This is a genomic window from Pseudomonas sp. NBRC 100443, from assembly GCF_030268185.1.
Taxonomy (GTDB): domain Bacteria; phylum Pseudomonadota; class Gammaproteobacteria; order Pseudomonadales; family Pseudomonadaceae; genus Pseudomonas; species Pseudomonas citronellolis.
On sequence record NZ_BSQE01000008.1, the window covers coordinates 115,220 to 139,786 of the forward strand.

General features: G+C 67.1%; 28 protein-coding genes. 15 read left to right on the forward strand and 13 right to left on the reverse strand.

Annotated features, from left to right (window positions below):
• Positions 1–2: 2 nt before the first annotated feature.
• Both QSJ95_RS12710 and QSJ95_RS12715 read left to right on the forward strand, forming a co-directional pair.
• A complete protein-coding gene (locus tag QSJ95_RS12710; protein ID WP_009619548.1) occupies positions 3–395 on the forward strand; it encodes a GFA family protein in 393 nt (130 codons plus the stop codon).
• A 132-nt stretch (positions 396–527) separates the two neighbouring features.
• Positions 528–2,447: a tyrosine-protein phosphatase gene (locus tag QSJ95_RS12715; RefSeq protein ID WP_261746358.1), complete on the forward strand. Its 1,920-nt coding sequence runs from the start codon at positions 528–530 to the stop codon at positions 2,445–2,447.
• A gap of 35 nt (positions 2,448–2,482) precedes the next feature.
• Here QSJ95_RS12715 and QSJ95_RS12720 read toward each other — a convergent pair whose 3' ends face one another.
• The gene (locus QSJ95_RS12720) at positions 2,483–3,412 is read right to left on the reverse strand and encodes an AraC family transcriptional regulator (protein ID WP_256515000.1); all 930 of its coding nucleotides are present in this window, start codon (positions 3,410–3,412) and stop codon (positions 2,483–2,485) included.
• A gap of 272 nt (positions 3,413–3,684) precedes the next feature.
• On the opposite strand from QSJ95_RS12720, the gene QSJ95_RS12725 reads away from it, so the two are divergent.
• Entirely contained in the window at positions 3,685–4,026 is a 342-nt protein-coding gene (locus QSJ95_RS12725; RefSeq protein WP_074986491.1) for a carboxymuconolactone decarboxylase family protein, read from the forward strand.
• A gap of 346 nt (positions 4,027–4,372) precedes the next feature.
• On the opposite strand, the gene QSJ95_RS12730 is transcribed toward QSJ95_RS12725, so the two are convergent.
• Complete coding sequence (locus QSJ95_RS12730) at positions 4,373–5,317, reverse strand: AraC family transcriptional regulator (RefSeq protein WP_285642793.1); 945 nt, start codon at positions 5,315–5,317, stop codon at positions 4,373–4,375.
• A 93-nt stretch (positions 5,318–5,410) separates the two neighbouring features.
• Between QSJ95_RS12730 and QSJ95_RS12735 the strand changes: the two genes are divergently transcribed.
• Entirely contained in the window at positions 5,411–6,244 is an 834-nt protein-coding gene (locus tag QSJ95_RS12735) for an oxidoreductase (protein ID WP_009619538.1), read from the forward strand.
• Between the two features lie 509 nt (positions 6,245–6,753).
• On the opposite strand, the gene QSJ95_RS12740 is transcribed toward QSJ95_RS12735, so the two are convergent.
• On the reverse strand, positions 6,754–7,026 hold the full coding sequence (locus QSJ95_RS12740) for a hypothetical protein (protein WP_009619536.1): 273 nt from the start codon (positions 7,024–7,026) through the stop codon (positions 6,754–6,756).
• Positions 7,027–7,488: 462 nt separating this feature from the next.
• Positions 7,489–8,430: an MBL fold metallo-hydrolase gene (locus QSJ95_RS12745; RefSeq protein ID WP_253412720.1), complete on the reverse strand. Its 942-nt coding sequence runs from the start codon at positions 8,428–8,430 to the stop codon at positions 7,489–7,491.
• A 462-nt stretch (positions 8,431–8,892) separates the two neighbouring features.
• On the opposite strand from QSJ95_RS12745, the gene QSJ95_RS32870 reads away from it, so the two are divergent.
• Both QSJ95_RS32870 and QSJ95_RS12750 read left to right on the forward strand, forming a co-directional pair.
• Positions 8,893–9,225: a tlde1 domain-containing protein gene (locus QSJ95_RS32870; RefSeq protein ID WP_352230814.1), complete on the forward strand. Its 333-nt coding sequence runs from the start codon at positions 8,893–8,895 to the stop codon at positions 9,223–9,225.
• On the forward strand, positions 9,222–9,560 hold the full coding sequence (locus QSJ95_RS12750; RefSeq protein WP_043266595.1) for a hypothetical protein: 339 nt from the start codon (positions 9,222–9,224) through the stop codon (positions 9,558–9,560). Before QSJ95_RS32870 ends, QSJ95_RS12750 begins: the two co-directional genes overlap by 4 nt.
• A gap of 81 nt (positions 9,561–9,641) precedes the next feature.
• Here the strand turns inward: QSJ95_RS12750 and QSJ95_RS12755 are convergent, their stop codons facing one another.
• Both QSJ95_RS12755 and QSJ95_RS12760 read right to left on the reverse strand, forming a co-directional pair.
• Positions 9,642–9,785, reverse strand: a complete 144-nt coding sequence (locus QSJ95_RS12755) for a hypothetical protein (protein ID WP_488411509.1) — start codon at positions 9,783–9,785, stop codon at positions 9,642–9,644.
• Positions 9,786–9,981: 196 nt separating this feature from the next.
• Positions 9,982–11,184 carry a PilT/PilU family type 4a pilus ATPase gene (locus QSJ95_RS12760; protein WP_285642804.1) on the reverse strand — a complete coding sequence of 401 codons (1,203 nt, stop codon included), beginning with the start codon at positions 11,182–11,184 and terminating at the stop codon, positions 9,982–9,984.
• A 191-nt stretch (positions 11,185–11,375) separates the two neighbouring features.
• On the opposite strand from QSJ95_RS12760, the gene QSJ95_RS12765 reads away from it, so the two are divergent.
• From QSJ95_RS12765 to QSJ95_RS12785, 5 genes are all read left to right on the forward strand, one after another.
• The gene (locus QSJ95_RS12765) at positions 11,376–11,654 is read left to right on the forward strand and encodes a peptidylprolyl isomerase (RefSeq protein WP_009619516.1); all 279 of its coding nucleotides are present in this window, start codon (positions 11,376–11,378) and stop codon (positions 11,652–11,654) included.
• A gap of 13 nt (positions 11,655–11,667) precedes the next feature.
• Positions 11,668–12,030, forward strand: coding sequence for an MmcQ/YjbR family DNA-binding protein (locus tag QSJ95_RS12770; protein ID WP_009619514.1), 363 nt, complete (start codon positions 11,668–11,670; stop codon positions 12,028–12,030).
• On the forward strand, positions 12,027–12,584 hold the full coding sequence (locus QSJ95_RS12775; protein WP_285642807.1) for a putative glycolipid-binding domain-containing protein: 558 nt from the start codon (positions 12,027–12,029) through the stop codon (positions 12,582–12,584). The genes QSJ95_RS12770 and QSJ95_RS12775 overlap by 4 nt, the downstream gene beginning before the upstream one ends.
• A 269-nt stretch (positions 12,585–12,853) precedes the next feature.
• Entirely contained in the window at positions 12,854–14,053 is a 1,200-nt protein-coding gene (locus QSJ95_RS12780; RefSeq protein WP_082996363.1) for an MFS transporter, read from the forward strand.
• Between the two features lie 836 nt (positions 14,054–14,889).
• Complete coding sequence (locus tag QSJ95_RS12785) at positions 14,890–16,170, forward strand: OprD family porin (protein WP_009619496.1); 1,281 nt, start codon at positions 14,890–14,892, stop codon at positions 16,168–16,170.
• A 140-nt stretch (positions 16,171–16,310) separates the two neighbouring features.
• On the opposite strand, the gene QSJ95_RS12790 is transcribed toward QSJ95_RS12785, so the two are convergent.
• From QSJ95_RS12790 to QSJ95_RS12805, 4 genes are all read right to left on the reverse strand, one after another.
• Complete coding sequence (locus tag QSJ95_RS12790; RefSeq protein WP_285642810.1) at positions 16,311–16,781, reverse strand: arsenate reductase ArsC; 471 nt, start codon at positions 16,779–16,781, stop codon at positions 16,311–16,313.
• Between the two features lie 28 nt (positions 16,782–16,809).
• Positions 16,810–18,093: an arsenic transporter gene (locus QSJ95_RS12795; protein ID WP_285642812.1), complete on the reverse strand. Its 1,284-nt coding sequence runs from the start codon at positions 18,091–18,093 to the stop codon at positions 16,810–16,812.
• 22 nt (positions 18,094–18,115) lie between these two features.
• A complete protein-coding gene (locus tag QSJ95_RS12800; protein ID WP_069866041.1) occupies positions 18,116–18,460 on the reverse strand; it encodes a metalloregulator ArsR/SmtB family transcription factor in 345 nt (114 codons plus the stop codon).
• A gap of 115 nt (positions 18,461–18,575) precedes the next feature.
• Positions 18,576–19,241 carry a M24 family metallopeptidase gene (locus QSJ95_RS12805; protein WP_285642814.1) on the reverse strand — a complete coding sequence of 222 codons (666 nt, stop codon included), beginning with the start codon at positions 19,239–19,241 and terminating at the stop codon, positions 18,576–18,578.
• A gap of 179 nt (positions 19,242–19,420) precedes the next feature.
• Here QSJ95_RS12805 and QSJ95_RS12810 point away from each other — a divergent pair, with 179 nt between their 5' ends.
• Positions 19,421–20,236 carry a protein phosphatase 2C domain-containing protein gene (locus QSJ95_RS12810; protein ID WP_285642816.1) on the forward strand — a complete coding sequence of 272 codons (816 nt, stop codon included), beginning with the start codon at positions 19,421–19,423 and terminating at the stop codon, positions 20,234–20,236.
• Between the two features lie 31 nt (positions 20,237–20,267).
• On the opposite strand, the gene QSJ95_RS12815 is transcribed toward QSJ95_RS12810, so the two are convergent.
• Positions 20,268–20,693 carry a VOC family protein gene (locus QSJ95_RS12815; RefSeq protein WP_043315128.1) on the reverse strand — a complete coding sequence of 142 codons (426 nt, stop codon included), beginning with the start codon at positions 20,691–20,693 and terminating at the stop codon, positions 20,268–20,270.
• A gap of 48 nt (positions 20,694–20,741) precedes the next feature.
• On the reverse strand, positions 20,742–20,951 hold the full coding sequence (locus QSJ95_RS12820; protein ID WP_043266623.1) for a hypothetical protein: 210 nt from the start codon (positions 20,949–20,951) through the stop codon (positions 20,742–20,744).
• A gap of 204 nt (positions 20,952–21,155) precedes the next feature.
• Here QSJ95_RS12820 and QSJ95_RS12825 point away from each other — a divergent pair, with 204 nt between their 5' ends.
• Together QSJ95_RS12825 and QSJ95_RS12830 are read left to right on the forward strand one after the other, a co-directional pair.
• Positions 21,156–21,314: a hypothetical protein gene (locus tag QSJ95_RS12825; RefSeq protein ID WP_009619479.1), complete on the forward strand. Its 159-nt coding sequence runs from the start codon at positions 21,156–21,158 to the stop codon at positions 21,312–21,314.
• Positions 21,315–21,322: 8 nt separating this feature from the next.
• Positions 21,323–21,946, forward strand: a complete 624-nt coding sequence (locus tag QSJ95_RS12830; RefSeq protein WP_285642949.1) for a helix-turn-helix domain-containing protein — start codon at positions 21,323–21,325, stop codon at positions 21,944–21,946.
• A gap of 68 nt (positions 21,947–22,014) precedes the next feature.
• Here QSJ95_RS12830 and QSJ95_RS12835 read toward each other — a convergent pair whose 3' ends face one another.
• Positions 22,015–22,518, reverse strand: coding sequence for a hypothetical protein (locus QSJ95_RS12835; protein WP_009619475.1), 504 nt, complete (start codon positions 22,516–22,518; stop codon positions 22,015–22,017).
• Positions 22,519–23,396: 878 nt separating this feature from the next.
• Between QSJ95_RS12835 and ssuD the strand changes: the two genes are divergently transcribed.
• Positions 23,397–24,533: an FMNH2-dependent alkanesulfonate monooxygenase gene (gene ssuD / locus QSJ95_RS12840; protein ID WP_009619473.1), complete on the forward strand. Its 1,137-nt coding sequence runs from the start codon at positions 23,397–23,399 to the stop codon at positions 24,531–24,533.
• Positions 24,534–24,567 lie beyond the last annotated feature (34 nt).

A 24,567-nucleotide genomic window follows, 5' to 3' on the forward strand; every position in this document is an offset into this window, starting at 1 on the left:
GCATGGACCAGTTCACCGGCGGTTGCCTGTGCGGCAACGTCCGCTTCGTGGCCTCGGGGCGCCCCTACCGGGTCGGCCTCTGCCACTGCCTCGACTGCCGCAAGCACCATGGCGCGCTGTTCCACGCCTCGGCGATATTCCCCGAGGCGGCGGTAAGCATCGAGGGCGAAACCCGCGACTACGCGGGGCGCTTCTTCTGCCCGCGCTGCGGCTCGTCGGTGTTCCTGCGCAGCGCCGACGAAGTGGAAGTGAACCTGGGCGCCCTGGATGCCCCGGACCAGTTCGTGCCGACCTACGAACTCTGGACCCTCCGCCGCGAGTCCTGGCTGCCGGCGTTCCCGCTGGCCAGGCACTACGAGCGCGACCGCGAGGGCACCGGCCGCTTCGAGGAGTAGGCGCGCGACGGACGAAAAACGCAGCCCACGGACAGATCGCGCCGTGATTTTCCCGGCGCCGCGAACTGTAATATCCCGGTTCGCAACGATGCCGATAGTAGCCCCCGCCAACCCGTTCGAAGAGGCTACATCGTGCTGCATCGTGTTCTGTTCTCCCTGTCCGCCCTCAGCCTGTCCATCGCCGCCCACGCCGCCGAGACCTACACCCTCGACACCCCGCGGCTGACCGGCATCGACAACTTCCGCGACATCGCCGGAACCACCACCGCCTACACCACCGCCAACGACGGCACCATGCGCTCCGGAGTGTTCTACCGCTCCAACGCGCTGACGCCCACGGCCTCGGACCTGGCCACGCTCGATGGCCTGGGGATCAGCAACGTCTTCGACCTGCGCACCCCCAGCGAAATCGCCGCCACGCCCGACACCCTGCCCGCCGGCGCCGCCTACCGGAACATCGACATCATCGGCAGCACCACCTCCGGGGCGAACGTCACCAACATCGCCTTCAGCAGCGCCGCCGAGGCGGTGGCGATGATGGAAGAAACCAACCGCGCCTTCGTCAGCGACGCCGGCATGCGCAGCCAGTTCACCGAGCTGTTCAACGAACTGGCCGCGGCCGACGGCGCCGCCCTCTTCCACTGCACCGCCGGCAAGGACCGCACCGGCTGGACCGCCGCCGTGCTGCTGAGCATCGCCGGGGTGGACAGCGCCACCATCATGGCCAACTACCTGGCCACCAACGACTACACCGCCGAGCGCGTCGCCGCGACCCTGGCGGCGCTGCCGCCGAGCCTGGCGGAAATCTACGCGCCCCTGCTCGGCGTGCAGGCCAGCTACCTGCAGGCCGGCCTGGACGAAGTGGTGGCCCGGTACGGCAGCATGGACAACTACCTCAAGCAAGGCCTGGGCCTGTCCCAGGAAACCCTCTACGTGCTGCGCGGCAAGATGGTCTACTACAACAGCCTGCCCGGCATGGCGGGCCTGGCCGGCAACGCCGCCGCCGGCGCGCGACTGCTGCAGCAACTGCAGAACAGCAGCCTCTCCGGTGCCTACAGCGCCTACAACTACTACCTGCAATCGGCCATCGACGCCGGCAGCCTCGGCGGCGTCGAGTCCACCGTCGGCGGCCAGGCCCACGCCGATGCCGCCAGCTACCTGCTGCGCCAGGACGCGCTGATCGACAGGGCCGCCGCGCCCTTCGCCAGCGGCACCGACCTCAAGCCCGGCCAGCGCCGCCTGTGGAGCACCGCCCTGGCCGGCTACCAGGGCAACGACGGCTCGTCCCGGGCCGCCAGCAGCAACGAGCACACCCAGGGCCTGATGGTCGGCCTGACCCAGCGCTTCAGCGAGCAGCTCAGCGCCAACGCCGGCTTCGGCTACAGCCGCGGCAGCGTCGGCGGCGCGGGCGGCGAGGTGGACACCGACCTGACCTTCCTCCGCGCCGGCGCGCGCTTCGCCCCGGGCAGCCTGGAGCAGGGCCTGTTCGTCGACGCCGACCTCAGCACCGGCTGGCTCGACTACGACAGCAAGCGCGAGCTCGGCGGCGGCCTGGGCACCGCCAAGGGCGACAGCCACGGCACCCTCAGCGGCGCCGGCGTGGCGCTGGGCTACCGCATCCCGGTGCGCGACGCGATCCTCGAACCGAGCCTGGGCGTGCGCATCAGCCACCTGGACCTGTCCGGCTTCCAGGAAAAAGGCAGCGAACTGGCGCTGGACGTCGACGGTATCGAGCAGACCCGCCGCAGCGCCGTCGCCAACCTGAAAGTGAGCTTCATGCCCATCGCCCTGAGCGGCGGCTGGCAACTGGTGCCGGGCCTGGACCTGGGCTACGACCACGCGCTGGGCGACTACAAGGTCGACAGCGAAGGCCACCTGCTGGGCCTGGACGTCGCCCAGCGCGCCGCCTTCGACAACCGCGACCAGTTCAGCGGCGCGGTGAACGCCATGGCCAGCCTCGGCGACCTGAGCTTCGGCGCAGAAGTCGGCGCCCTGAGCGGCAGCGGCAGCCACGGCTACAGCGGCAGCCTCAAGGCCAGCTACCAGTTCTGACCGCCCGCCCTGCCCGGCCGACCGGCCGGGCATCGCTAGTGGCGGATGCCCTTGCGCACGTCCGCCGGGCTCAGCCCGAAGGCGCCCTGGAAGTACTGGCAGAACCGCCCGACATTGCTGAAGCCCAGGCCCAGGGCGATTTCGCTGACCGAGGGCGAAGCGTCCTGCCGCAGCGCGTCGTACGCCCGCTCCAGGCGGACCTGGCGCTGGTAGGCGACGATGGAACTGCCGACGAAGCGCCGGAAGCCCTCCTGCAAGGCGCGCAGGCTGACGTTCGTCAGCGCGGCCAGCTCGCCGCCGCTGACCAGGGCATCGGGATGCTCGCGGATGTATTCCACGGCCAACTTCACGTGGCGCGGCGCGATCAGCGGCCCCGGCCGGCGCAGCGCCTCGCTGTAGTTGTGCGGCCAGCCCTCCAGCACCGAATCCACCAGCATCTCCTGCAGGCGGGCGGGCATCAGCGCGCTGGAACTGGCCAGGGCGTCGAACTCCGCGCCGGTGGCCAGGCCGACGATCGCCTTGATCCCCTGGAAGGCTTCCACCTTCAAGTCCACCACCGGCTGGAAACGCACCGGGCGCACCACCGGGCGGCCGAGCAGCGTGGCAAGCCGCCTGGCGAACAGCCCGCGGCGCACCGAAAGCCCATACTGCGCATGGCCGTCGCCGAAGCCCACCGAACGCACCGCGGCCTTCTCGATGGCCAGGCCGACCTGGGGCACGCCCACGGTCTCGCTCGCCTGGTTGAACACGATGTGCCCGGCGGTGGGAAAGACGAAGGTGATTTCGTCATCCATGTCGGGCAGCGCAGTGAGAAAGTCGCCGCGAAAGCTCAGGCGCCGGAAGCTGACGCCCTCGTAGCGCCCGTAGACGCCGGCGATGGCGACCTTGCGCCGCAGGGGCGGAAGGCCGGAATAGAGATCGCCGAACATCCGCGTGAACAGCGCGCCGAATTCGTCGGCGTGCATGTCCTCGGAACGGATGAGAAACGGCCTGCGCGAAGTACCTGTGTCCACCTTCCTGCCCCATCTGCCGGCAATGCCAGGAAGCCGCCCGCGCCGCGGCGGGCAGCATGCGGGCGCCAGGGTAGCGGCCGCGGATTACAACTGCGTGATGCCGCGCCCTCCTCCCAAAGTCCGCCCCGACCGCCCCCAAAGGCGGAGTGCCCGGCGCCGCGCCAGTGGTTAGCGTCATCGGCACCTGTTGGCTGCCCAGGCAGCATCACCCGGAGGATGAACCCATGATGGACTGGAACGCACACCGCAATCAGCTGATGGCCGGCGTAGGCGAGCTCGGAAAACTCTCCCCGGGCACCGTCGACGGCTACCTCACCGCCAGCGGCGCCGGCCAGGAAACCGGCCACCTGGACGCCAAGACGCGCCAGCTGATCTCCCTGGCCGTGGCGGTGACCACCCGCTGCGACGGCTGCATCTCGGTACACGCCGCCGAAGCGGTGAAGGAAGGCGCCAGCAAGGCGGAAATCGCCGAGGCGCTAGGCGTGGCGGTGGCGATGAACACCGGCGCCGCGCTGGTGTATTCCACGCGGGTGCTGGCCGCGGTGGACCAGGCGGGCGGGGCCTGAAAGGCAAATCGCGGACGGAGTCCGCTCCTACAGCATGAGCGAGCATGGCTTTTCGTAGGATGGCGTTGAGCGAAGCGATACCCATCACCGCAACCGCATGGGTTTCGCAAGCTCAACCCATCCTACGAAAAGCACCTCGGCGCAACCGGCAAGACAATTGTTCCTACAGGTTGACGCCGAACCTACCGCCCCTACCGAACAGCCCCTCTCCCGCTTTCGGGAGAGGGAACGCAGAAGCAATGTGCGGGCCCTGCCCGCGATTCGCGCGCAGGGCGCGCTCCTACAGGGGAATGGCGTGGGCCGGGCTACGTAGGAGCGGACTCCATCCGCGATTGCGCCGAACGGCCTAGTGGGAAGACACATACACCCCCTCCCCATGCACCGGCGGAATCGCAAAACTCTCCCGCATCCGCCGCGCCTCCACCTGCGGCGAACGCCCGAACAGCCGCTTGAACTCCCGGTTGAACTGCGACGGGCTGGCGTAGCCCACGGCATGGCTGGCGGCCTGCGCCGTCATGCCCTGACGCACGATCAGCAACCGCGCCTGGTGCAGCCGAGTGCACTTCACGTACTGCATGGGCGAGGTCTGGGTGATCGCCTTGAAATGGCTGTGGAACGAAGGAACGCTCATGCCGGCCTCCTCGGCCAGCTGCGGCAAGTCGAGCGGCTGCGCGTAATCCGTGTGGATGCGCCGCAGCGCCCTGGCGATCCGCCCGAACCGCCCCTGCATGGCCAGCGCCGCGCGCATGGCGGTGCCCTGGGCGCCGGTCAGCACGCGGAAATACAGCTCGCGCAGCAAGGCCGGGCCGAGCACCGTCGCCTCCAGCGGGTCGTTCAGCGCCGCCAGGAAGCGCAGGACGGAAGCGGCGAGCGCGTCATCCATGGGGCTCGACATCATGCTGCGCGGCGCCTCCTTCGGCGAGGGCGCCTGCTGCTGGTCGATCTGGATCATCAGCTCGGCGGCGAGCTGAAAATCCAGGTGCAGGTAGATGGCCAGCAGCGGGCGCTCGGCCGTCGCGTCCGTTTCCATGGTGAAGGGCACCGGCACGGCGACGGCCAGGTAATGCTGCTCGTCGTACACATACACCTGATCGCCGAAATACCCGCGCTTGCAGCCCTGGCACACGATCACGATGCCGGGGTCGTAGAGCACGGGCGTCCGCGCCAGGGGCCGGTCCGACCTCAGGATGCGCACGCTGGCCAGCGACGTGAGGTTGTACCCCTCGTTGGGGGCCAGCGCCTCTAGCAGGGCGACCATGCGTTCTCGCTCCGAGAGATGATGTCGGTTCATAGGATTAGGCAATAAAGTCAGAAGATGCGGTCTCTGAAACAGGCCGGCGGATAAGTATTGTGCGCTCATCCCCACTGAAATGGAGCCACCGCCATGTCACCCCGCAAAACCTTGTTGATCACCGGAGCCAGCAGCGGCTTCGGGCTGGCCCTCGCCCAGGAGGCCTTGGCGGACGGCCACCGCGTGGTGGGCACCGTCCGCAGCGAACAGGCCAGGGCCGCGCTGGAAGCCCTGGCCCCCGGCCGGGCGCTGGGGCGCCTGCTGGACGTGACCGACTTCGCGGCCATCGAGCCGCTGGTCGCCGAGATCGAAAAGACCGTCGGCCCGCTGGATGTGCTGGTGAACAGCGCCGGCTACGGTCACGAAGGCATCCTCGAAGAATCCCCGCTGGCGGAAATGCGCCGGCAGTTCGACGTGAACGTGTTCGGCGCCGTGGCGATGATGAAGGCCGTGCTGCCATACATGCGTCAGCGGCGCCGCGGCCACATCCTCAACATCACCTCGATGGGCGGCTTCATCACCCTGCCCGGCATTGCCTACTACTGCGGCAGCAAGTTCGCGCTGGAGGGCATATCAGAAGTGGTGGGCAAGGAAGTCGAAGGCTTCGGCATCGCCGTGACCGCCGTCGCGCCCGGCTCCTTCCGCACCGACTGGGCCGGTCGCTCCATGGTCCGCAGCCCCCGCAGCATCGCCGACTACGACGCACTCTTCGACCCCGTGCGCCAGGCGCGCCAGGAAAAAAGCGGCAAGCAGCTGGGCGACCCAAGGAAAGCGGCCAGGGCCATGCTGGAAGCGATAGCCTCGACGAATCCCCCCGCCCACCTGCTGCTGGGCAGCGACGCACTCGGCCTGGTGCGCCAGAAACTGGAGGCGCTGGAAGAGGAAATAGCGGCCTGGGAAGCCACCACCCGTTCCACGGATGGATGAGGCGTCGGCCTGCACGCGAATCGCGGACGAGTCCGCTCTTACCCCTTCCGGCAGATATGACACCCCGTAGGATGGGTTGAGCGAAGCGATACCCATCACCACGACCGCATGGGTTTCGCCAAGGCTCAACCCATCCTACGAAGAGCGCCTCGGCGCGGCCTGCAAGACAGTCGCTCCTACAGGTTGACGCCGAACCTCCCGCCCGCGCCGGACAGCCCCCTCTCCCGCTTGCGGGGGAGGGTTGGGGAGAGGGCGCTCTTGAACCCGACGCCCAAGCCACCGGTAAACCCCATTCGCGAGCAAGCTCGCTCCTACGCCGCCCCACCCACGCCATTCCCCTGTAGGAGCGCGCCCTGCGCGCGAATCGCGGGCAGGGCCCGCTACGGTTCCAGGCAGCACGGCTTTTCGTAGGATGGCGTTGAGCGAAGCGATACCCATCAGCGCAACCGCATGGGTTTCGCAAGCTCAACCCATCCTACGAAGAGCGCCTCGGCGCAAGATAGTTGCTCCTACCGGCCAGCCACCAGAGCCTTCTCCCGCGCCAGCCCGTACAACTGCCGCGCCTCGCCCACCAGCGGCACCAGGGCGGAAGCCAGGCGCGACGTCTCGTGCACCAGCACGTCGCCGACGTCATGCACTTCCAGCACCCGCAACAGGTCCTCCAGCGCATTCAGCCGGCGTTCGGCCACATCGTAGATATGCTCCGCCGGCGCGGCGGTATCGACATAGAGCACGCCCTCGGACGCCTGGGCCTGCAACGCAACCAGCCTGCGATCAGCCATGGCGCACCTCCCGGGGGAAGGCGAAGGACGAATGGGACAACGGGGGATACACGACAGACACGAAGTGATACGGCATTTCCATTGCTCCTTAGTACGGAGGAAGGAGCCGCCAACCCGGGAATGGGTGGCGGATCGTGCGGGGTCGCAGTACCGGCGAGAGAAGCAAGAACCGGCCAGGCCGAAGCCCGCCCCGCACGACCCGCCATAACTGCATCTCGCAGCAGGCAAGAAAAAGCGCCTGTGCAAGGTGCATCGGCGCTTCGTGCACTCCTCTACTCGACCGGACTGCGATCCGGGCCACGGGATTGACCGTGGCGGAAGGGAATCTAGCGAGGGGGCTTGTAGGCTCACAAGGGAGAATGTGGGTGGGAAATTTCAGGAGAATCCATGAAGGCCAGGAGCGGGCCGGCGCCGGGCTCCTGGCCGGTGAAGGTGTGCAGCCCATCCGGGCGGGCCGGACCGTCAGTAATCCCAGAAAGCCGCAATCCAACGGAAGGCATCGCCGTCGACGGCCACCCGGCCAACGGAGGGGAACGGCAGGTGCGTGGCCACCAGCAGCTCGCCGCTGGCCGCCGCCTCCTGCATAAGACGGACGCGCACGCGCACCGATTCCTCGGGGTCGTGCTCGAAGCCGTTGTGCCAGTCGGGGTGGTCGAAGGCCACCGGGAACAGGGCGTCGCCGGCGAAGGTCAGGCGCTCGCCGGCAGACGTGACATGGACCACGCTATGCCCCGGCGTGTGGCCGCCGGTGAGCCTGGCGACCACGCCCGGCGCAACCTCGTGCTCATCCTCGAAGGTATGCAGCTTGTCGCGGTATGCCTCCATGAACTGCCCGGCAGTCGCGCGCAGGACGTCCGGCACCGGCGCCGGCATGGAGGTGAGGGAGAAATCGGGCGCCGCCCAGAACGCCACCTCGGTGGCCGCGACGTGGATGCGCACATCCGGGCGCAGCCGGTTCTTCACCTCGTCGACGAGCAGCCCGCCGATATGGTCCATGTGCATGTGGGTGATCACCACGTCGGTGACCGACGCCAGGTCGATACCGGCCGCCTCCAGGCGCCGGGGGAACTGCCCGGCCCGCGGGAAGCCGGGGAACTGCCCGCCCAGGCCGGCGTCGACCAGAATGGTCTGCTCGCCGCTGCGCACCACCAGCACGTTCAGCGCCCAGTCGAACGCCTCCGGGCCCAGGAACATGTCCTTGAACCAGGCCGCGCGGGCGGCCGGCTCGGCATTGGTGGACATGGTCGCGGTCGGCAGCGGCAACACCCCATCGCTGACCACCAGCACGTCGATCTCGCCGACCCGCAGCGCATAGCGCGAAGGCACCAGCTCTTCCCTCTCCTGGTGTTGTTCATTCTTTTGGGTGGAATTCTTTTGAAAGGAATAGTTCAGATGCATGTTCATGACGTTTCCTCGGAAGAAGTGGCCAATAACCTGGAAGTCGTTCCTTCGGGCTCGGCTGGGCGATAGGCGAGCACCGAAATGCAGGGCCGTTGCAGCGAATCGTCCGCTGTGAGTCCATGCTATTGAGGGGGACTTCCTGGCGCACTTCTCCATCGGGACGGCGGGGCCATACCTCTGTGGCGAGGGGATATACGAAGGTATCTATCGGGACGCAGGCAGATTCCTACCAACACCCCAGGCTCGTCCTATCGATTTTTTAATTCCGCTAAATCTAGCCTGGATTTTCCTCTTGCACAGTCGGGCAAACTGACAACTTGCAAAAGGAATGGCCACCAACCCAGTACGACACTGCCTTGATATCGGCCGACATGGGTCCTTAAACATCAGGATCAACCTTCAACAACAGCACAAAACAAGGAAACGTTAATGCCTTGGATATTTCAACAAAGCACAGGCAAGCTGATGCGCAATGGCGTATTGGTGGGAACGGGCTACGCTGGCAAGAATGAAGGAAAAAACAACCCTCACATGCAGACAGTACCGAATATTGGCCCCTTACCAAGGGGCGAATACAAAATCATTGGGCACCCCTTCCATCATCCGCACACAGGGAACTATTCAATCAGGCTTGAACCTAAACCCACGACTTCAATGTACGGAAGAAGCGGTTTTCTAATTCATGGCGATAGCGCCTCAAACCCTGGCGGAGCTTCCAGTGGCTGCATAGTGCTCCCGTTCAATATACGCCACCAAATATGGAATAGCGGTGATCGTGACCTAGAGGTAACACAGTGAAGCGATTGATTTTTTCTGCCCTATTCTTGCTTGCCTCGAAGTCCTTTGCAGCTTCGCCAAACTGTCAATCCTGGCCTATGAACATGGCCGAGGTTTGGCTCAAGAACAACAACATAATTGACATACAGAGCATCGACAAAGAAAAGACACGTTCAACCCTGCTTGCCACCGAAAAGAAGAATGGCGACCTGTATACCCAGGTTTACTTCTTCACTTTCTACGGGAAAGATGGGAAATCCTTTGACGTCATCACGCAGAGCGATGCGACCACAGAGGAATGCTCGGCAAGCGAGGTGAATGTCTTCCTGGTTTCGAAGCATGAGATCAACCACTGATCCCAATAGTTGATTCGAAAGCGTCCATGCAGTTCTCCAGATTGGGAGAAGGGATGCGCCGCCAGAACAGCGGTGCTCCGCTCAGTAGCCCAGCCCCGCCAGTATCTCCCCCACCGACTTGGCGGCCGGGCGCCCGTAGAAGGCCAGCAGGCGGTCGGCGCGGTTGGTGAAGAAGCCGTCCACGCCGGCCTCGGACAGGCGCTTGAAGTCCACGTCGGAATCCACCGCGCTCCTACATTTATTGGCGCGCCATGGCTGATGCGGCGGAGCGGACCTTGTCCGCTCCTACGGGGCTTCCCGGCATCTTGCGTGACCGGGGTCTCGAACAGGCGCTCCGTGGTCGAATCCGCGGCGCGCAGGGGGCCAAGGTCAAACGGCGGATAACCGCGAACGGTTATCCGCCCTACGCCTCGCCCACCCTTCAACCGCCCTTCTTGTCTTCCTCGTCCTCGGCCTTGATCTCTTCCAGGGCCAGTTCCAGGCCCCAGCTGGAGGCTTCCACCGCGGGCGCGGCCGGGGTTGCCGGCTGGGCGCTGGCGGCCTGGGTCTGGGCCGCGGCCGGGTTGTCCCGGTGCAGCTTGAGCTTCAGCCGCAGGTTGTTCGCCGAGTCGGCGTTCTTCACCGCCTCTTCCTCGCTGATCGCGCCCTCCACCGCCAGGTCGAACAGCGCCTGGTCGAAGGTCTGCATGCCCAGGGCGCGGGACTTGTCCATGATCTCCTTGATCGAGCTGAAGTCGCCGCGCTTGATGATGTCGCTGATGGTCGCGGTGCCCAGCAGCACCTCCACCGCGGCGCGGCGCTTGCCGTCCTGGGTGCGCACCAGGCGCTGGGAGACGAAGGCCTTGAGGTTGTTGCCCAGGTCGTTGAGCAGTTGCGGCCGGCGTTCCTCGGGGAAGAAGTTGATGATGCGGTCCAGCGCCTGGTTGGCGTTGTTGGCGTGCAGGGTGGAGATCGCCAGGTGCCCGGTGTCGGCGAAGGCCAGGGCGTGCTCCATGGTCTCGCGGTCGCGGATCTCGCCGATCAGGATCACGTCCGGCGCCTGGCGCAGGGTGTTCTTCAGCGCGGCATGGAAGCTGCGGGTGTCCACCCCCACCTCGCGCTGGTTGATGATCGACTTGCGGTGCCGGTGCACGTATTCGATGGGGTCCTCGATGGTGATGATGTGCCCGCCGCTGTTGCGGTTGCGGTGGTCGATCAGCGCCGCCAGGGAGGTCGACTTGCCCGAGCCGGTGCCGCCGACGAAGAGCACCAGGCCGCGCTTCTCCATCACCACCTTGAGCAGCACCTCGGGCAGCTTCAGGTCTTCGAACAGCGGGATGTCCAGCTCGATGTTGCGCGCGACGATGGACACCTCGTTGCGCTGCTTGAAGATGTTGATGCGGAAGCGCCCGACGCCAGCGACCGAGATCGCCAGGTTCATCTCCAGCTCGCGCTCGAATTCGGCCTTCTGTTCCTCGTCCATGATGGCGTCGGCGATGCGCGCCACGTCGCCGGCCTTCAGCGGTTCGCTGGACAGCGGCTTGAGCACGCCGTTGAACTTGGCGCAGGGCGGCGCGCCGGTGGAAAGGTAAAGGTCGGAACCGTCCTGGCTGGACAGGATCCGCAGCATCGCTTGGATTTCCATCTGTACTGCATCCGCACGCTAGGGGAGGCGCTGCCCACGACAGGGAAACGCTTGTAGGAATAATCATCAGACTCTAGGTAGGCCGTCAGACAGGCACAATGCCAGCCCCGGAAAAATGCGATGTACGTCACTGCCTCGCGGGCGACCGAGCGGGAGTACAATCGGCCATTTCCTTCAGCCGAGAACCTTCCATGCCCGTCGCCATGGCCCGCCACATCCTGGTCAAGACCGCCGCCGAGGCCGAGCAGCTCAAGCAGCGCCTGGCCAAGGGGGAAGACTTCGCCGCCCTGGCGAAGAAGCACTCCACCTGCCCCTCCGGCAAGCGCGGCGGCGACCTCGGCGAGCTGCGCCCCGGGCAACTGGTGCGCAGCGTCGACGCGGTGGTGTTCAAGAAGCCGCTGAACGTCGTCCACGGCCCGGTGAAAAGCCAGTTCGGCTACCATCTGGTGCAGGTCTATTTCCGCGACTGACGCCGGAGAACCCATGACGCCCGACCAGATCGCCCGCTTCTGCCTGCAATTGCCCGGCGCCCGCGAAGACCTCAAGTGGGGCAGCAACCGGGTGTTCTCGGTGGCCGGCAACAAGATGTTCGCCATCCTCGACTTCCTCGACGAGGGCCGCGGCGGCCTGGCCTTCAAGGTCGGCCCGGAACTCTTCCTCGGCTTCGTCGACCGCCCCGGCATCCGCCCCGCGCCCTACCTGGCCCGCGCCCACTGGATCGCCATGCAGCGCCCCTACCCCATGGGCGCCGACGAGTTGCGCGAGGCCCTCACCCGCTCGCACCAGTTGGTGGTCGCCCGCCTGCCCAAGCGCCTGCGCCTGGGCCTGCTGCTGGACCCGGCATGAACCGCCAACTCACCTGGGAAGGCCTGTGGCAGGCCCCGCCGGCCAGTTGGGAGCGCCTGCACCTGCAGGACGGCCGCGCCGACAGCCAGTTGCGCGTGGCCGCCGCCGACGGCCAGCCGCCCTACCAACTGGAATACCGCCTGGAATGGGACACCGACTGGCGCCTGCGCGAGGCCGAGCTGCTGGTGGAGGGCGAACACCTGCAACGCAACCTGGCGCTGCTGGCCGACGGCCAGGGCCGCTGGACGCTGGGTGACGGCACTGCGCTGGCGGAACTGGACGGCTGCCTGGACATCGACATCTGGCCCAGCCCCTTCACCAACACCTTCCCGATCCGCCGCCTGGGCCTGGGCGATGGCCAGTCGGTGGCGCTGGAGGTGGTCTACGTGGAGGCTCCAAGGTTGCAGCCGAGGAAAATGCGCCAGGGTTATACGCGGCAGGATGCCCATCATTATCTGTACCGCAACCTGGAGGGTACGGACTTCCAGGCGTTGCTGGAGGTGGATGGGCAGGGGCTGGTGGTGGATTACCCGACGTTGTTCCGGCGGGTCTGATTCCCCGGTAAACGCGGAGCGCCCCCGAACAGGCGCTTCGTGCTCGAATCCGGGGCGCGCCGGGGATCACGGTCAAACGGCGGATAACCGCGAACGGTTATCCGCCCTACGCCAAGCTCACCCGTAACGTAGGGCGTACAACCGTTCGCGGTTGTACGCCGATACACCCGGCTTCGTGCAAACCCCTCAGGTAGTTCGTTAGCTAGCTTTCCTACAAGCCGGCGGCGGTTCATCATGCTCCTCCCCTCTCCGCCCCGCTGTTCGTGTCCATGTCCGCCGATACCGCCATGCCCCGCTCCAACGCCGCCATCACGCTCGAGGTGGTGTCGGTGGTGCTGTTCACCTTCCTCGCCTACCTGACCATCGGCATCCCCCTGGCCGTGCTGCCGGGCTACGTGCATGGCGAGCTGGGCTTCGGCTCGGTGCTGGCCGGGCTGGTGATCAGCGTGCAGTACCTGGCCACCCTGCTCACCCGGCCCTACGCCGGCAAGGTGATCGACAACCTCGGGCCCAAGCGCGCGGTGCTCTACGGCATGCTCGGCTGCGCCGGCAGCGGCCTGCTGATGCTGCTTTCGGTGTGGCTGCAAGGCATGCCGGCGCTGAGCCTGGGCTGCCTGCTGCTCGGCCGGATGATCCTCGGCACCGCCGAGAGCCTGGTGGGCACCGGCGCCATCAGTTGGGGCATCGACCGCGTCGGCTCGCTGCACACCGCCAAGGTGATCTCCTGGAACGGCATCGCCAGCTACGGCGCGCTGGCCGTGGGCGCGCCCTTCGGCGTGCTGCTGGTGCAGGGCCTGGGGCTATGGAGCATGGGCGCGGTGGTGATGCTGCTGGCGGCCATCGGCTTCGCCCTGGCCTGGCCCAAGCGCGCCGCGGCCATCGTCCACGGCGAGCGCCTGCCCTTCCACCACGTGCTCGGCCGCGTGGCGCCCCATGGCACCGGGCTGGCCCTGGGCGGCATCGGCTTCGGCTGCATCGCCACCTTCATCACCCTGTACTACGCCAGCCGCGGCTGGGGCGGCGCGGTGTACTGCCTGAGCGCCTTCGGCGCCTGCTTCATCGGCGCGCGGCTGCTGTTCGCCAACGCCATCAACCGCCATGGCGGCTTCGCCGTGGCCATCGGCTGCCTGCTGGTGGAAAGCCTCGGCCTGCTCCTGCTGTGGCTGGCCCCGGGGCCCTGGTCGGCGCTGGCCGGCGCGGCGCTGACCGGCTTCGGCTTCTCCCTGGTGTTCCCCGCCCTGGGCGTGGAGGCGGTGCGCCTGGTGCCGGCTTCCAGCCGTGGCGCGGCGCTGGGCGCCTACTCGCTGTTCATCGACGTGTCCCTGGGCATCACCGGGCCGGTGGCCGGCGCCATCGCCACTGCCTGGGGCTTCCGTTCGATCTTCCCCTTCGCCTGCGTCGCTGCGCTGCTCGGCCTGGGTCTGAGTCTGTGGTTGCAAAGGCGCAATCGTGAAACGGGCTCGGCCTGAGCGGTGGTGTTGTTCAGTTAAGCGATTCGTTGGTTTGGGGAAGGTGCGCAATGCTGGGTTCGCGCCCTCACCCCGGCCCCCTTCCGGAGGGAGAAGGGGCTGTTCGGGCCACCGGAGCGTCCGGCGTGGCCGGTGAATCCAATCGCGGACGGAGTCCGCTGCTCCACCCACGCCATTCCCATTGTAGGAGCGCGCCCTGCGCGCGATTCGCGGGCAGGGCCCGCTCCTACAGTTTCGCCGTGAGGCATGGCGTATCCCCGTAGGAGCGGACTCTGTCCGCGATAGCCGGACGTATCGGCGCGATTCGCGGATGAGATCCTACACCTCCGGGAAAGCACGTTTTTTCGTAGGATGGCGTTGAGCGAAGCGATACCCATCACCATGGCCCGATGGGTTTCGCAAGCTCAACCCATCCGTTGAGGCGCACCCCGGCGCAGTCGGCAAGACAGTTGCTCCTACGCCCGTACCTCCCTGTAACCGAGCGGACTCCGTCCGCGATTCGGATTTCCAGAGAAACATCCGCGCACGCCGCCCCCTTCAGAAGGCCGAGCGAAACCGGCGCTCAGGAGGTCATGCCACATGCTCGGGCGGGCCTCCGTGGCGGGGAGTTCGCGAGGGTGGCCCGGCTCCGTCGGGCCCGTAACCTGCCATCGAAATTCCTGGATTTTATCCACGTTCTGCTATCATCCCGCGCCATCGGGGCCTGTGAGGGGCCTCGAGACATCCAAGAAACGCCAGCACCCACGCGTTGCCAGACCTGGATTGGAGCATCCGGGACGGCAGGCTTTTTTCCACGCTCGGGGGCTGCGAATAGACAGACTGCAGGAAATAACAAAATGACTAACAAAGCGTTCAGTTTGCTTGCATTGGGGATCCTCGCTGCCAGCACCCAGGCCATGGCCGACGACCAGGCAGCCGCCAAGGGCTTCGTCGAAGACAGCCACCTGGACCTGTTCTTCCGCAACGCCTACATGAACCGTGACTACAAGCACGGTCGCGATGACAAGGCCGAGTGGGGCCAGTCGGCCACCGCCACCTTCACCTCCGGCTTCACCCAGGGCACCGTCGGCTTCGGCGTCGACGCCTTCGGCCTGTATGCCCTGCGCCTGGACGGTGGCAAGGGCCGCACCGGCGCCGCCGGCATCGACTTCTTCAAGCAGGACAGCGACGGCAACCCGGCCGACGACCTGGCCCGCGCCGGTGGCGCGGTCAAGGCGCGCATCTCCAACACCGTGATCAAGTACGGTGACCAGATGCCCAGCCTGCCGGTGCTGAGCTACGACAACTCGCGCCTGCTGCCGGAGAGCTACACCGGCACCCTGATCACCTCCAAGGAGATCGAGGGCCTGGAGCTGAACGTCGGTAGCTTCACCGAGGAAGCCCGCAAGAGCGCCGAAGGGCGCGACAGCGGCGGCCTGAAGCGCATCGACGTGTACGGCGGCAGCTACAAGTTCACCGACAACTTCAGCGGCTCGCTGTACGCCTCGGACAACAAGGACGTGGCGCGCAAGCAGTACATGAACCTGAACTACGTCATCCCGATGCAGGATGAGCAGTCGCTGACCTTCGACTTCAACGGCTACAAGACCAAGCTGAACAAGGACTTCGCCAACCTGAACTTCGGCGGCGACCGCGACAACACCATCTGGAGCCTGGCGGCCACCTACGCCATCGGCGCCCACTCGTTCATGATCGCCCACCAGCGCAACACCGGCGACACCGGCTACAACTACGGCTGGTACCAGAACGCCGGCGGCCTGGGCGACGGCGGCACCACCATCTGGCTGGCCAACTCCTACTGGTCGGACTTCAACGCCGAGGACGAGCGCTCCTGGCAGGCCAACTACAGCATCAACTTCGCTGAGTACGGCATCCCGGGCCTGAGCTACACCGTCGCCTACGTCTACGGCGACAACATCAAGACCTCGCAGACCAACAACGGCCACGAGCGCGAGATCTTCAACCAGGCCAAGTACGTCGTACAGAGCGGCCCGGCCAAGGACCTGTCGGTCAAGCTGCGCGGCTCCTGGGTACGCGTTTCCAACGACGCCCGCGAGTACAACGACGACGGCAACGAAGTGCGCATCTTCGTCGAGTACCCGTTCAGCGTGTTCTGATCGGCTTCGCGACCTGACGTGAACGAAAAAGCCCCGTGGCACGCGCCACGGGGCTTTTTTCATGGGGCTGTCCCGTCCGTGGCTCAGAAGGCAGCGGAAGCGGCACCGAACGACGACCGCCGGCTATGCCGCACCGCCTGTCAGAGGTCGCCGATCCGCGCCAGCTCGCGCTGCAGCCCGTCGCGCTCCAGGCTGGCGAAGGGCAAGGCGAAGAAGGCCCGGCAGCGTCGCTCGATGTGCGCCAGGGTGACGCGGAAGGCGTCGTCCAGCTGCGCTTCGTCGCCCTGCGCCGAGGAAGGGTCCTGCAGGCCCCAGTGGGCTTTCAGCGCCGGGCCGAAGTACAGCGGGCAGGCTTCGCCCGCGGCCTTGTCGCAGACGGTGATGACGATGTCCGGCGGGTTGTCCGCGAAGGCGTCGTTGCCCTTGCTGCTCAGGCCTTCGGTGGCGATGCCGGCACGCTCCAGCGTCGCCAGGCTGCGCGGCAGCACCTGTCCGCCGGGAAAACTGCCGGCGCTCACCGCCTCGAAGCCTTCCGGGGCCAGGTGGTTGAACAGCGCTTCGGAAAGGATGCTGCGGCAGCTGTTGGCCGTGCACATGAACAGGACTCGCATGCAGAACTCCTCCGCTTCGTGGCGGACGTCAGAGGCTCAGGCGCAGCGCCAGGGCCGAGAGGGTGACGAGCAGGACCGGCAGGGTCAGCAGGATGCCGACCCTGAAGTAGTAGCCCCAGGTGATGCGGATGCCCTTGCGCGCCAGCACGTGCAACCAGAGCAGCGTGGCCAGGCTGCCGATGGGGGTGATCTTCGGCCCCAGGTCGCAGCCGATGACGTTGGCGTAGATCATCGCCTCGCGGACCACGCCCTCGGCGGCGCTGGCCTGGATCGCCAATGCGCCCACCAGCACGCTGGGCATGTTGTTCATCAGCGAGGACAGCGCCGCCGACAGCAGGCCGGTGCCCAGGGCTGCGGCCCACACGCCCTGCCCCGCCAGGCCGTCCAGCAGGCGGGTGAGGAAGTCGGTGAGGCCGGCGTTCTTCAGGCCGTAGACCACCAGGTACATGCCCAGGGAGAACACCACCACCTGCCAGGGCGACTCGCGCAGCACCCGCCGGGTGGAGATCACATGGCCGCGGGCGGCGACGGCGAAGAGCACCGCCGCGCATAGCGCCGCCACCGCGCTGACCGGGATGCCCAGCGGCTCCAGGGCGAACAGCCCAAGCAGCAGCGCCAGCAGCATCCAGGCACCGACCGCGAAGGTGGCCGGGTCGCGGATCGCCTCCCGCGGCGCCGGCAGCTGGTCCACGGCATAGCGCTGCGGCAGGTCGCGGCGGAAGAACAGGTACAGCGCCAGCAGCGTCGCGGCGACGCTGGCCAGATTCACCGGCACCATCACCGCGGCGTACTCGGCGAAGCCCAGGCCGAAATAGTCGGCGGAAACGATGTTCACCAGGTTCGACACCACCAGCGGCAGGCTGGCGGTGTCGGCGATGAAGCCGGCGGCCATGACGAAGGCCAGGGTCGCCGCCGGCGAGAAGCGCAGCGCCAGCAGCATGGAGATGACGATGGGGGTGAGGATCAGCGCCGCCCCGTCGTTGGCGAACAGCGCGGAAACGGCGGCGCCCAGCAGCACGCAGAAGGCGAACAAGCGCCGGCCGCTGCCGCCCGCCCAGCGCGCCACGTGCAGCGCCGCCCAGGCGAAGAAGCCGGCCTCGTCCAGCAGCAGGCTGATGACGATGACCGCGATGAAGGTGGCGGTGGCGTTCCAGACGATGGCCCAGACGGTGGGAATGTCGTGCAGCGACACCACGCCCAGGGCCAGGGCGACCAGCGCGCCGGCGCTGGCGCTCCAGCCGACGCCCAGCCCCCTGGGCTGCCAGATGACGAGGACGAGGGTGAACAGGAAGACGGCAGCGGCGAGCAGCATCGAGGCGGGTTCCGGGAGGGGTTCAGCAGCAGCTGGCGCGCACGGGGCGGCCATCCATGTCGCGCAGGCGGGCGGCGCTTTCCTTCAGCCAGTCGGCGTTGGCCTGCAGGGTGACGCGCAGTACCTCATGGACCCAGGCGGGCAGCGCCGGGTTGAGGCGGTAGTACACCCACTGCCCCTGGCGGCGGTCGAGCAGCAGCCCGGCAGCGCGCAGCTGCGCCAGGTGGCGGCTGACCTTGGGCTGGCTGTCGCCCAGCGCGCACATCAGCTCGCAGACGCACAGCTCGCCCTGCTCGGCGATCAGCAGGGTGGCGCGGGCGCGGGTCTCGTCGGCCAGGCACTTGAAGACTTCGGGGGGCGCGATCATCGGGGGCACCAGAACATATGGAAATTCGAATATACGGATTTCCATATGTAAAAGACAACTCCGGGCGCGCCTTCAAACGCCCCCGGCGGTTGCCGCCGAGGGCACCCGCCTTGCGTCAGGCCAGCAGGTCCTCGTAGAAGGCCCCGTAGGGCTTGTGCGGGTGGGCGATCTGGATTTCCAGGATCCACAGCCCGCCGTTGGGGTGCTCGGCGTAGTCGCCCAGGTCGCCGGCGCGGTAGATGGCGTGGGGGAAGTCGCTGACGCGGTGGCCCTTGATGTCCAGGTTGAGCTTCCAGCCCAGCGCCTCGGCCTGGGCATGGGCGAAGTCGTACAGCGCCACGCCGCTGCAGCGGGTGTCGCGCCAGTGCGCCTCGACGCGCTGGAACAGCTCCTTGGCCGCCGCCGCGCAGGCCGCCATCTCGGCGTCGTCGCCGACCACGAAGGTGGCCCCGGCATCGCCTTCGTGGCCGCGCCAGACCACGCCCATGTCGATGAAGAAGATGTCGTTCGCGCCCAGCACAGGGTCGCCGTCGGAGCGCTGCTTGAAGGTCTTCAGGGTGTTGGCGCCGAAGCGGATCAGCAGCGGATGCCAGATGCGCTGCATGTCCAGCTCGGCCAGCACCTGCTTGCCGATGGCGGTGGCCTCGGACTCGCTCATCCCCGGGCGGATGGCCGCGGCGATGGCGTCCACGGCCTCCCAGGTGCGGGCCTGGGCGTATTTCATCAGTTCCGGCGCATAGTTCGCGCCCACGGCTTCCTTGGCGTACACGGCGGTATTCATTCGGGCAGTCTCTGCGGAGTCCTCGGGATTTCGCTGTATAGAATTGTGCATAGCGAACCCCGGATGCAACCCGCACGGGGTGGACAGCACGCCGCCCGGCTGACAGGCTCTGCCCTTGGCCGGTGCCGAACCCCGTGCCGGCAGCCAGACACCCACGCTCGACGGGAGAAACCCTGCCCATGCACTTCGATCTGCTCCAGGTCCTCAGCCTCGCCGGCAAATTGGACGTTCCCAACGACGACCGCATCGGCTGCGCCGAGCGGCATGCCTGGGTCATCGACGGGGCGACCGACCTCGGCGAACCGGGCCTGCTGGGCGAGCGCGGCGACGCCGCCTGGCTGGCCGCGTCCGCGCACCGCGCCTTCGCCACGGCCTCCGGCAAGCTGGCGAACCTGTGCGAAAGCGTCTTCGACGCGGTCGCCGACGACTATCGGCGCGACCGCCGCCGCGAACCGGTCGCCGCCTGGGAACTGCCGCGCGCCTCGTTCGCTGCGGTGGCGATAGAGGGCGACAGCCTCGCCTGCGGCTTCCTCGGCGATTGCGTGGTCATCCATCGCAGCGCCACCGGCGTGGCCTTCCTGACACCCGTGCCGGACCGCGCGGAGGAGCTCGCAGAAGCCGCCGCCCTCGGCCCTGGCGCTGGTGCCGGCGGCGTGCGCACGCCTCACGTGCTGGCCGACCGCCGCTCCGCCCGCGAACGTCCCCGGGCCGTGCTGGGCGTGGATGCCGCCCAGTCCAGGGCAGACCTGCGCCAGGCCCGCGCGCCCCTGGCCCGGGGCGACGACCTGCTGCTGATGAGCGACGGTTTCGCCGCGCTGCTCGACATCTACGGCGCCTACGATGCCGCCGGCCTGGTCGCGCGCGTGCTCGAACACGGCCTGGGGCCGCTGGCGGAAGAACTGCGCGGTATCGAGCAGGACGACGCAGCCTGCCTGCGCTATCCGCGCTTCAAGGCCAGCGACGACGCCTCGGCGATCTGGCTGCGGGTCGGCTAGGCGGGCGGCATGATGCGCCTGCTGCCCTGAGCTACCTGGCGAACAGCTGGCCGATGTCCTTGAACGCCTTGAACTCCAGGGCGTTGCCGCAGGGGTCGAGGAGGAACATGGTCGCCTGCTCGCCCACCTGGCCCTTGAAGCGCACGTAGGGCTCGATCACGAAGCGCACGTCGAACGAACGCAGGCGCTCGGCCAGCGCTTCCCACTGTTCCCAATCCAGCACGATGCCGAAGTGCGGCACCGGCACGTCGTGGCCGTCCACCGGGTTGCAGTGGGCGTTTTCCTGGGACGCGGTGCGCGGATGCTCGTGGATCACCAACTGATGGCCATAGAAGTCGAAGTCCACCCACTGGTCGCTGGAGCGGCCCTCCTCCAGGCCGAACACCTCGCCGTAGAAACGGCGGGCGGCGGGCAGGTCGTGGACGGGGATGGCGAGGTGGAAGGGGCGAAGGCTCATGGGTGGCTCCTGGCGGTGGCGTGGGATGCTTTCAGCCTAGGCCAATCGTCAGCACGGTTCCGGCAGCGGTAGCGACGTGTCGGAGTCCAGGCTGTCCGCCCAGGCCTGGACGGCCTGATGATCGATCACCCGGCCGGCATCCACATCGGCCAGGGCCTCGCGGGTCAGGCGGCTACGCGCGGCGGTTTCGTCCACGCGCGCCGCCGGTTCGACGGGAACCTGGGCGGTGACAGAGCGGGTCTTGCCGGTGGTGGCCATGCCAATTGCCTCCTGCGCAGACAGAGTCGTTTCGATTGAAGATCGATCGTAACCAATAAAGACAAAGCATCAAGCGCCACCTACAGGCGAGGGAAATGCTTAGTCCTATAAGTGATTAATAAATGAAAACTCAGTATTTATGGTTCTAACATTGCCCCGGCTAGGCTAGCCCCATCCTTCACCGCAGTTCCCTGAGGAGTCGCCATGGACCGCACCGACAACGTCATCGACCTCGCCCGCTACCGCACCCGCCGCCAGGCGCGGCGCATGGCCGAGCTGATGTGGGCGATGTACGCGAGCCGCGCCGGCTTCGGCGCCGCCCAGTGGGTGCAGCAGCGCGACAACGGCATCCGCGAGGCCTGAACGTGGGCCTGCCGCTTTCCAGCGACGCCACCGAGGCGGGCCTCGAAGCCGCACCGGCGGCGGCCGACGACCCCATCGGCCAACGCGTGGCCCACAACCTGCTGCGCCTGCGCGGCAAGCGCAACCTGTCCCTGGACGGTCTGGCCCGGCTGTCCGGGGTGAGCCGGGCGATGCTGGCGCAGATCGAATCCGGACGCAGCGTTCCCTCGATCAAGGTGCTGTGCAAGATCGCCCAGGGCCTGAAGGTCTCGGTGGCGGCCTTCCTCGACGACCGCGCCTTCGACGGCGTGGCCCTGCTGCCGGCGCGCGAGAGCAAGCGCCTGGTCAGCGGCGACGGCGCCTTCGTCAGCCGCGCGCTGTTCCCCTTCGACGTCTCGCGCCAGGTGGAATTCTACGAACTGCGCTTGGCCGGCCTGGCCACCGAGCACTCCGCCGGCCACGCCCCCGGCACCCAGGAGAACCTGGTGGTGGCCCAGGGTGTGCTGGAGATCGCGGTGAACGAAGAACGCTTCCTGCTCGGCACCGGCGACTCCATCCTGTTCTACGCTGACCAGCCGCACAGTTACCGCAACCCGGCCGACAGCGAGGCCGTGGCCTACCTGGTGACCACCTACGCCGAACGCCTGGACTGAGGCGGCGGCGCAAAACAAAAGGCCCGGCGGGTTTCCCCATCGGGCCTTTGTCGTTCAGCGCGCCGCGGTCAGCAGGTGCAGCACATCATCGGCATGCCGTTGCAGCTCATCATCATCGGCATGCCGCATTCCATCATCTTGTTCATCAGCATGCAGCAGTTCTTGAACATCTCCATGTTCATGCCCTGCATCGGCATCATCTTGCACATCATGGCGTCGCCCTGCATGGAGCACTCCATCATGCACTTCATCGACGGCATGGGCATGCCCATCATCATCGGCATCATGTTCATCATGCCCATCATCGGCATCATCGCCATGCCGGTCTGGGACATGCACATCATCGACATGTTGCCGCAGTGCATCATCATCGGCATGCCGCAGTTCATCATCATCGCCATCATTTCCGCGTTGTTGCGGAACATGGCCGCGTCCATGCCCATGGCCGGCATCATCTTGCACATCATGCCGTCGTCCTGCATTTCGCACTGCATGGTCGCCATCATCATCGGCATGCCCATCATGGGCATCATCGGGTTGGCGTTCATCGGCATCTGCATTGCATTCATCATGGTGGAACTCCCTGAACTGGACGGAATGGGTAACTGCTGATGGAGCCGATTCTAGGGAGGCCGGCGAACCGGACAAGCTGGCGGCCCAGCGCCGGTTCGCTTCGCCCGCCACGGCGAAAAGCCCGGTGCCGCGGAGCCTTTCGGCGTGATGACGACGGATTCGACGTCATGGCAGCGACAGCTGCTCAAGCGGCAGGGAAAACCACGGGATGGATATGCATTCCAGTGCTTAGCAAATAACTGTAGTGAATAAAGAGTCTAAGCCTCGAGCACTTTGGCTGCCTCGGCATCCAGCAACCGTCCTGCCCGCGCCGAAATGCTCTTCGTAGGATGGGTTGAGCCTGCGAAACCCATGCGGTGGCGGTGATGGGTATCGCTTCGCTCAACCCATCCTACGGTGGCGTTTCTCCGCACCTTGTAGGAGCGGATTCATCCGCGATTCCGCCGGCAGGGCGGACAAGGCCCAGGCCAACCTTGGCGCCGCCGGGGATCCCCGCTAAACGGCGGATAACGCGGAGCGTTATTCGCCCTACGTGTGCGCCACGAGGCACGGCATGTCCCCGTAGGATGGCGTTTCTCCTGCGCCAGCAGGAGCCAGCTGTCCGTAGACCAACAGCGATCCAGCAATCTGCCCGCCCAGCAACAGTGCGCCACCGCCCGCAGCTCGCCAGGCCCCGCGCCACGGCGCCTGCGTCGCTGGCATGGGGCTTGCCTGACAGCCGCTAGCGCTTCAACGGCTCCCACTGCGAATCCCACGCCCGCATCCCTGCGCGGCGTCGGCGCCTTCCGCGAGCGTTCGCCCCATTCCAACAAGACTCCCCGCCACGCGTGCACCCATGGGGCCCTGCCCCTTTCGACGATGGCAACGAGGACACATCATGAGTCTGGACATCTTCTGGTTCCTGCCCACTTCCGGCGACACCCGCTACCTGGGCCATTCCGACAGCGGCCGCCCGGCGACCAACGAATATATGCGGCAGATCGCCGTGGCCGCCGACCAGCTCGGCTACGACGGCCTGCTGATCCCCACCGGCGCCAGCTGCCTCGACCCCTGGGTGACCGCCGCCAGCCTGGTGCCGGTGACGCGGCGCATCAAGCTGCTGGTGGCGCTGCGCACTTCCCTGGGCAACCCCACCGCCTCGGCGCGCCAGGCAGCCACCCTCGACCAGGCCAGCGGCGGCCGCCTGCTGCTCAACGTGGTGCCCGGCGGCGACGCCACCGAGCTGGCCGCCGACGGCGTCTTCTATTCCCACGACGAACGCTACGAGGCCTCCGACGAGTTCCTCGGCATCTGGCGGCGCCTGCTCGGCGGCGAGACCGTCGACCACGACGGCAAGCACCTGCAGGTGCGCGGCGCGCAGAACTTCTTCCCGCCCGTGCAGAAGCCCTACCCGCCGCTGTACTTCGGCGGCTCCTCGCCCGCCGCCCATGAACTGGCGGCCAAGCACGTGGACGCCTACCTGACCTGGGGCGAGCCGCCGGCGGCGGTGGCCGAGAAGATCGCCGACGTGCGCCAGCGCGCCGCCCGCCATGGCCGCACGGTGCGCTTCGGCGTGCGCCTGCACGTGATCGTGCGCGAGACCAACGAGAAGGCCTGGGCCGCCGCCGAGGAGCTGATCAGCCACCTGGACGACGCCACCATCGCCGCGGCCCAGGCCAACTACGCGAAGATGGATTCCGAAGGCCAGCGGCGCATGGCCGCGCTGCACGGCGGCGACCGCAAGCGCCTGGAAGTCGCCCCCAACCTGTGGGCCGGCGTCGGCCTGGTGCGCGGCGGCGCCGGCACTGCGCTGGTCGGTGACCCGCAGACGGTAGCGGCGCGCCTGCTGGAGTATGCGGCGCTGGGCGTGGACAGCTTCGTGCTGTCCGGCTACCCGCACCTGGAAGAGGCCTACCGCTTCGCCGAACTGGTGTTCCCGCTGCTGCCGGGCAAGGGCCGGGTGACGGTGGACGGCGTGGTCACCGGCGGCGCCTTCGACGTGCGCGCGGGGCAAGGCAAGGAGCACGCGGCCTGACCGCGCCTCGACGAGCGTAGGCGCCCGCCCGAGC

What these genes read in the sequence shown, in the direction of transcription:
- QSJ95_RS12710 (WP_009619548.1), top strand. Translation starts at nt 3, where the DNA reads ATGGACCAGTTCACCGGCGGTTGCCTGTGCGGCAACGTCCGCTTCGTG.
- QSJ95_RS12720 (WP_256515000.1), bottom strand. Translation starts at nt 3,412, where the DNA reads ATGCACGCCGACGAATTCGGCGCGCTGTTCACGCGGATGTTCGGCGAT.
- QSJ95_RS12725 (WP_074986491.1), top strand. Translation starts at nt 3,685, where the DNA reads ATGATGGACTGGAACGCACACCGCAATCAGCTGATGGCCGGCGTAGGC.
- QSJ95_RS12730 (WP_285642793.1), bottom strand. Translation starts at nt 5,317, where the DNA reads ATGAACCGACATCATCTCTCGGAGCGAGAACGCATGGTCGCCCTGCTA.
- QSJ95_RS12735 (WP_009619538.1), top strand. Translation starts at nt 5,411, where the DNA reads ATGTCACCCCGCAAAACCTTGTTGATCACCGGAGCCAGCAGCGGCTTC.
- QSJ95_RS12740 (WP_009619536.1), bottom strand. Translation starts at nt 7,026, where the DNA reads ATGGCTGATCGCAGGCTGGTTGCGTTGCAGGCCCAGGCGTCCGAGGGC.
- QSJ95_RS12745 (WP_253412720.1), bottom strand. Translation starts at nt 8,430, where the DNA reads ATGAACATGCATCTGAACTATTCCTTTCAAAAGAATTCCACCCAAAAG.
- QSJ95_RS32870 (WP_352230814.1), top strand. Translation starts at nt 8,893, where the DNA reads ATGCGCAATGGCGTATTGGTGGGAACGGGCTACGCTGGCAAGAATGAA.
- QSJ95_RS12760 (WP_285642804.1), bottom strand. Translation starts at nt 11,184, where the DNA reads ATGGAAATCCAAGCGATGCTGCGGATCCTGTCCAGCCAGGACGGTTCC.
- QSJ95_RS12765 (WP_009619516.1), top strand. Translation starts at nt 11,376, where the DNA reads ATGCCCGTCGCCATGGCCCGCCACATCCTGGTCAAGACCGCCGCCGAG.
- QSJ95_RS12770 (WP_009619514.1), top strand. Translation starts at nt 11,668, where the DNA reads ATGACGCCCGACCAGATCGCCCGCTTCTGCCTGCAATTGCCCGGCGCC.
- QSJ95_RS12775 (WP_285642807.1), top strand. Translation starts at nt 12,027, where the DNA reads ATGAACCGCCAACTCACCTGGGAAGGCCTGTGGCAGGCCCCGCCGGCC.
- QSJ95_RS12780 (WP_082996363.1), top strand. Translation starts at nt 12,854, where the DNA reads ATGTCCGCCGATACCGCCATGCCCCGCTCCAACGCCGCCATCACGCTC.
- QSJ95_RS12785 (WP_009619496.1), top strand. Translation starts at nt 14,890, where the DNA reads ATGACTAACAAAGCGTTCAGTTTGCTTGCATTGGGGATCCTCGCTGCC.
- QSJ95_RS12790 (WP_285642810.1), bottom strand. Translation starts at nt 16,781, where the DNA reads ATGCGAGTCCTGTTCATGTGCACGGCCAACAGCTGCCGCAGCATCCTT.
- QSJ95_RS12795 (WP_285642812.1), bottom strand. Translation starts at nt 18,093, where the DNA reads ATGCTGCTCGCCGCTGCCGTCTTCCTGTTCACCCTCGTCCTCGTCATC.
- QSJ95_RS12800 (WP_069866041.1), bottom strand. Translation starts at nt 18,460, where the DNA reads ATGATCGCGCCCCCCGAAGTCTTCAAGTGCCTGGCCGACGAGACCCGC.
- QSJ95_RS12805 (WP_285642814.1), bottom strand. Translation starts at nt 19,241, where the DNA reads ATGAATACCGCCGTGTACGCCAAGGAAGCCGTGGGCGCGAACTATGCG.
- QSJ95_RS12810 (WP_285642816.1), top strand. Translation starts at nt 19,421, where the DNA reads ATGCACTTCGATCTGCTCCAGGTCCTCAGCCTCGCCGGCAAATTGGAC.
- QSJ95_RS12815 (WP_043315128.1), bottom strand. Translation starts at nt 20,693, where the DNA reads ATGAGCCTTCGCCCCTTCCACCTCGCCATCCCCGTCCACGACCTGCCC.
- QSJ95_RS12820 (WP_043266623.1), bottom strand. Translation starts at nt 20,951, where the DNA reads ATGGCCACCACCGGCAAGACCCGCTCTGTCACCGCCCAGGTTCCCGTC.
- QSJ95_RS12825 (WP_009619479.1), top strand. Translation starts at nt 21,156, where the DNA reads ATGGACCGCACCGACAACGTCATCGACCTCGCCCGCTACCGCACCCGC.
- QSJ95_RS12835 (WP_009619475.1), bottom strand. Translation starts at nt 22,518, where the DNA reads ATGATGAATGCAATGCAGATGCCGATGAACGCCAACCCGATGATGCCC.
- ssuD (WP_009619473.1), top strand. Translation starts at nt 23,397, where the DNA reads ATGAGTCTGGACATCTTCTGGTTCCTGCCCACTTCCGGCGACACCCGC.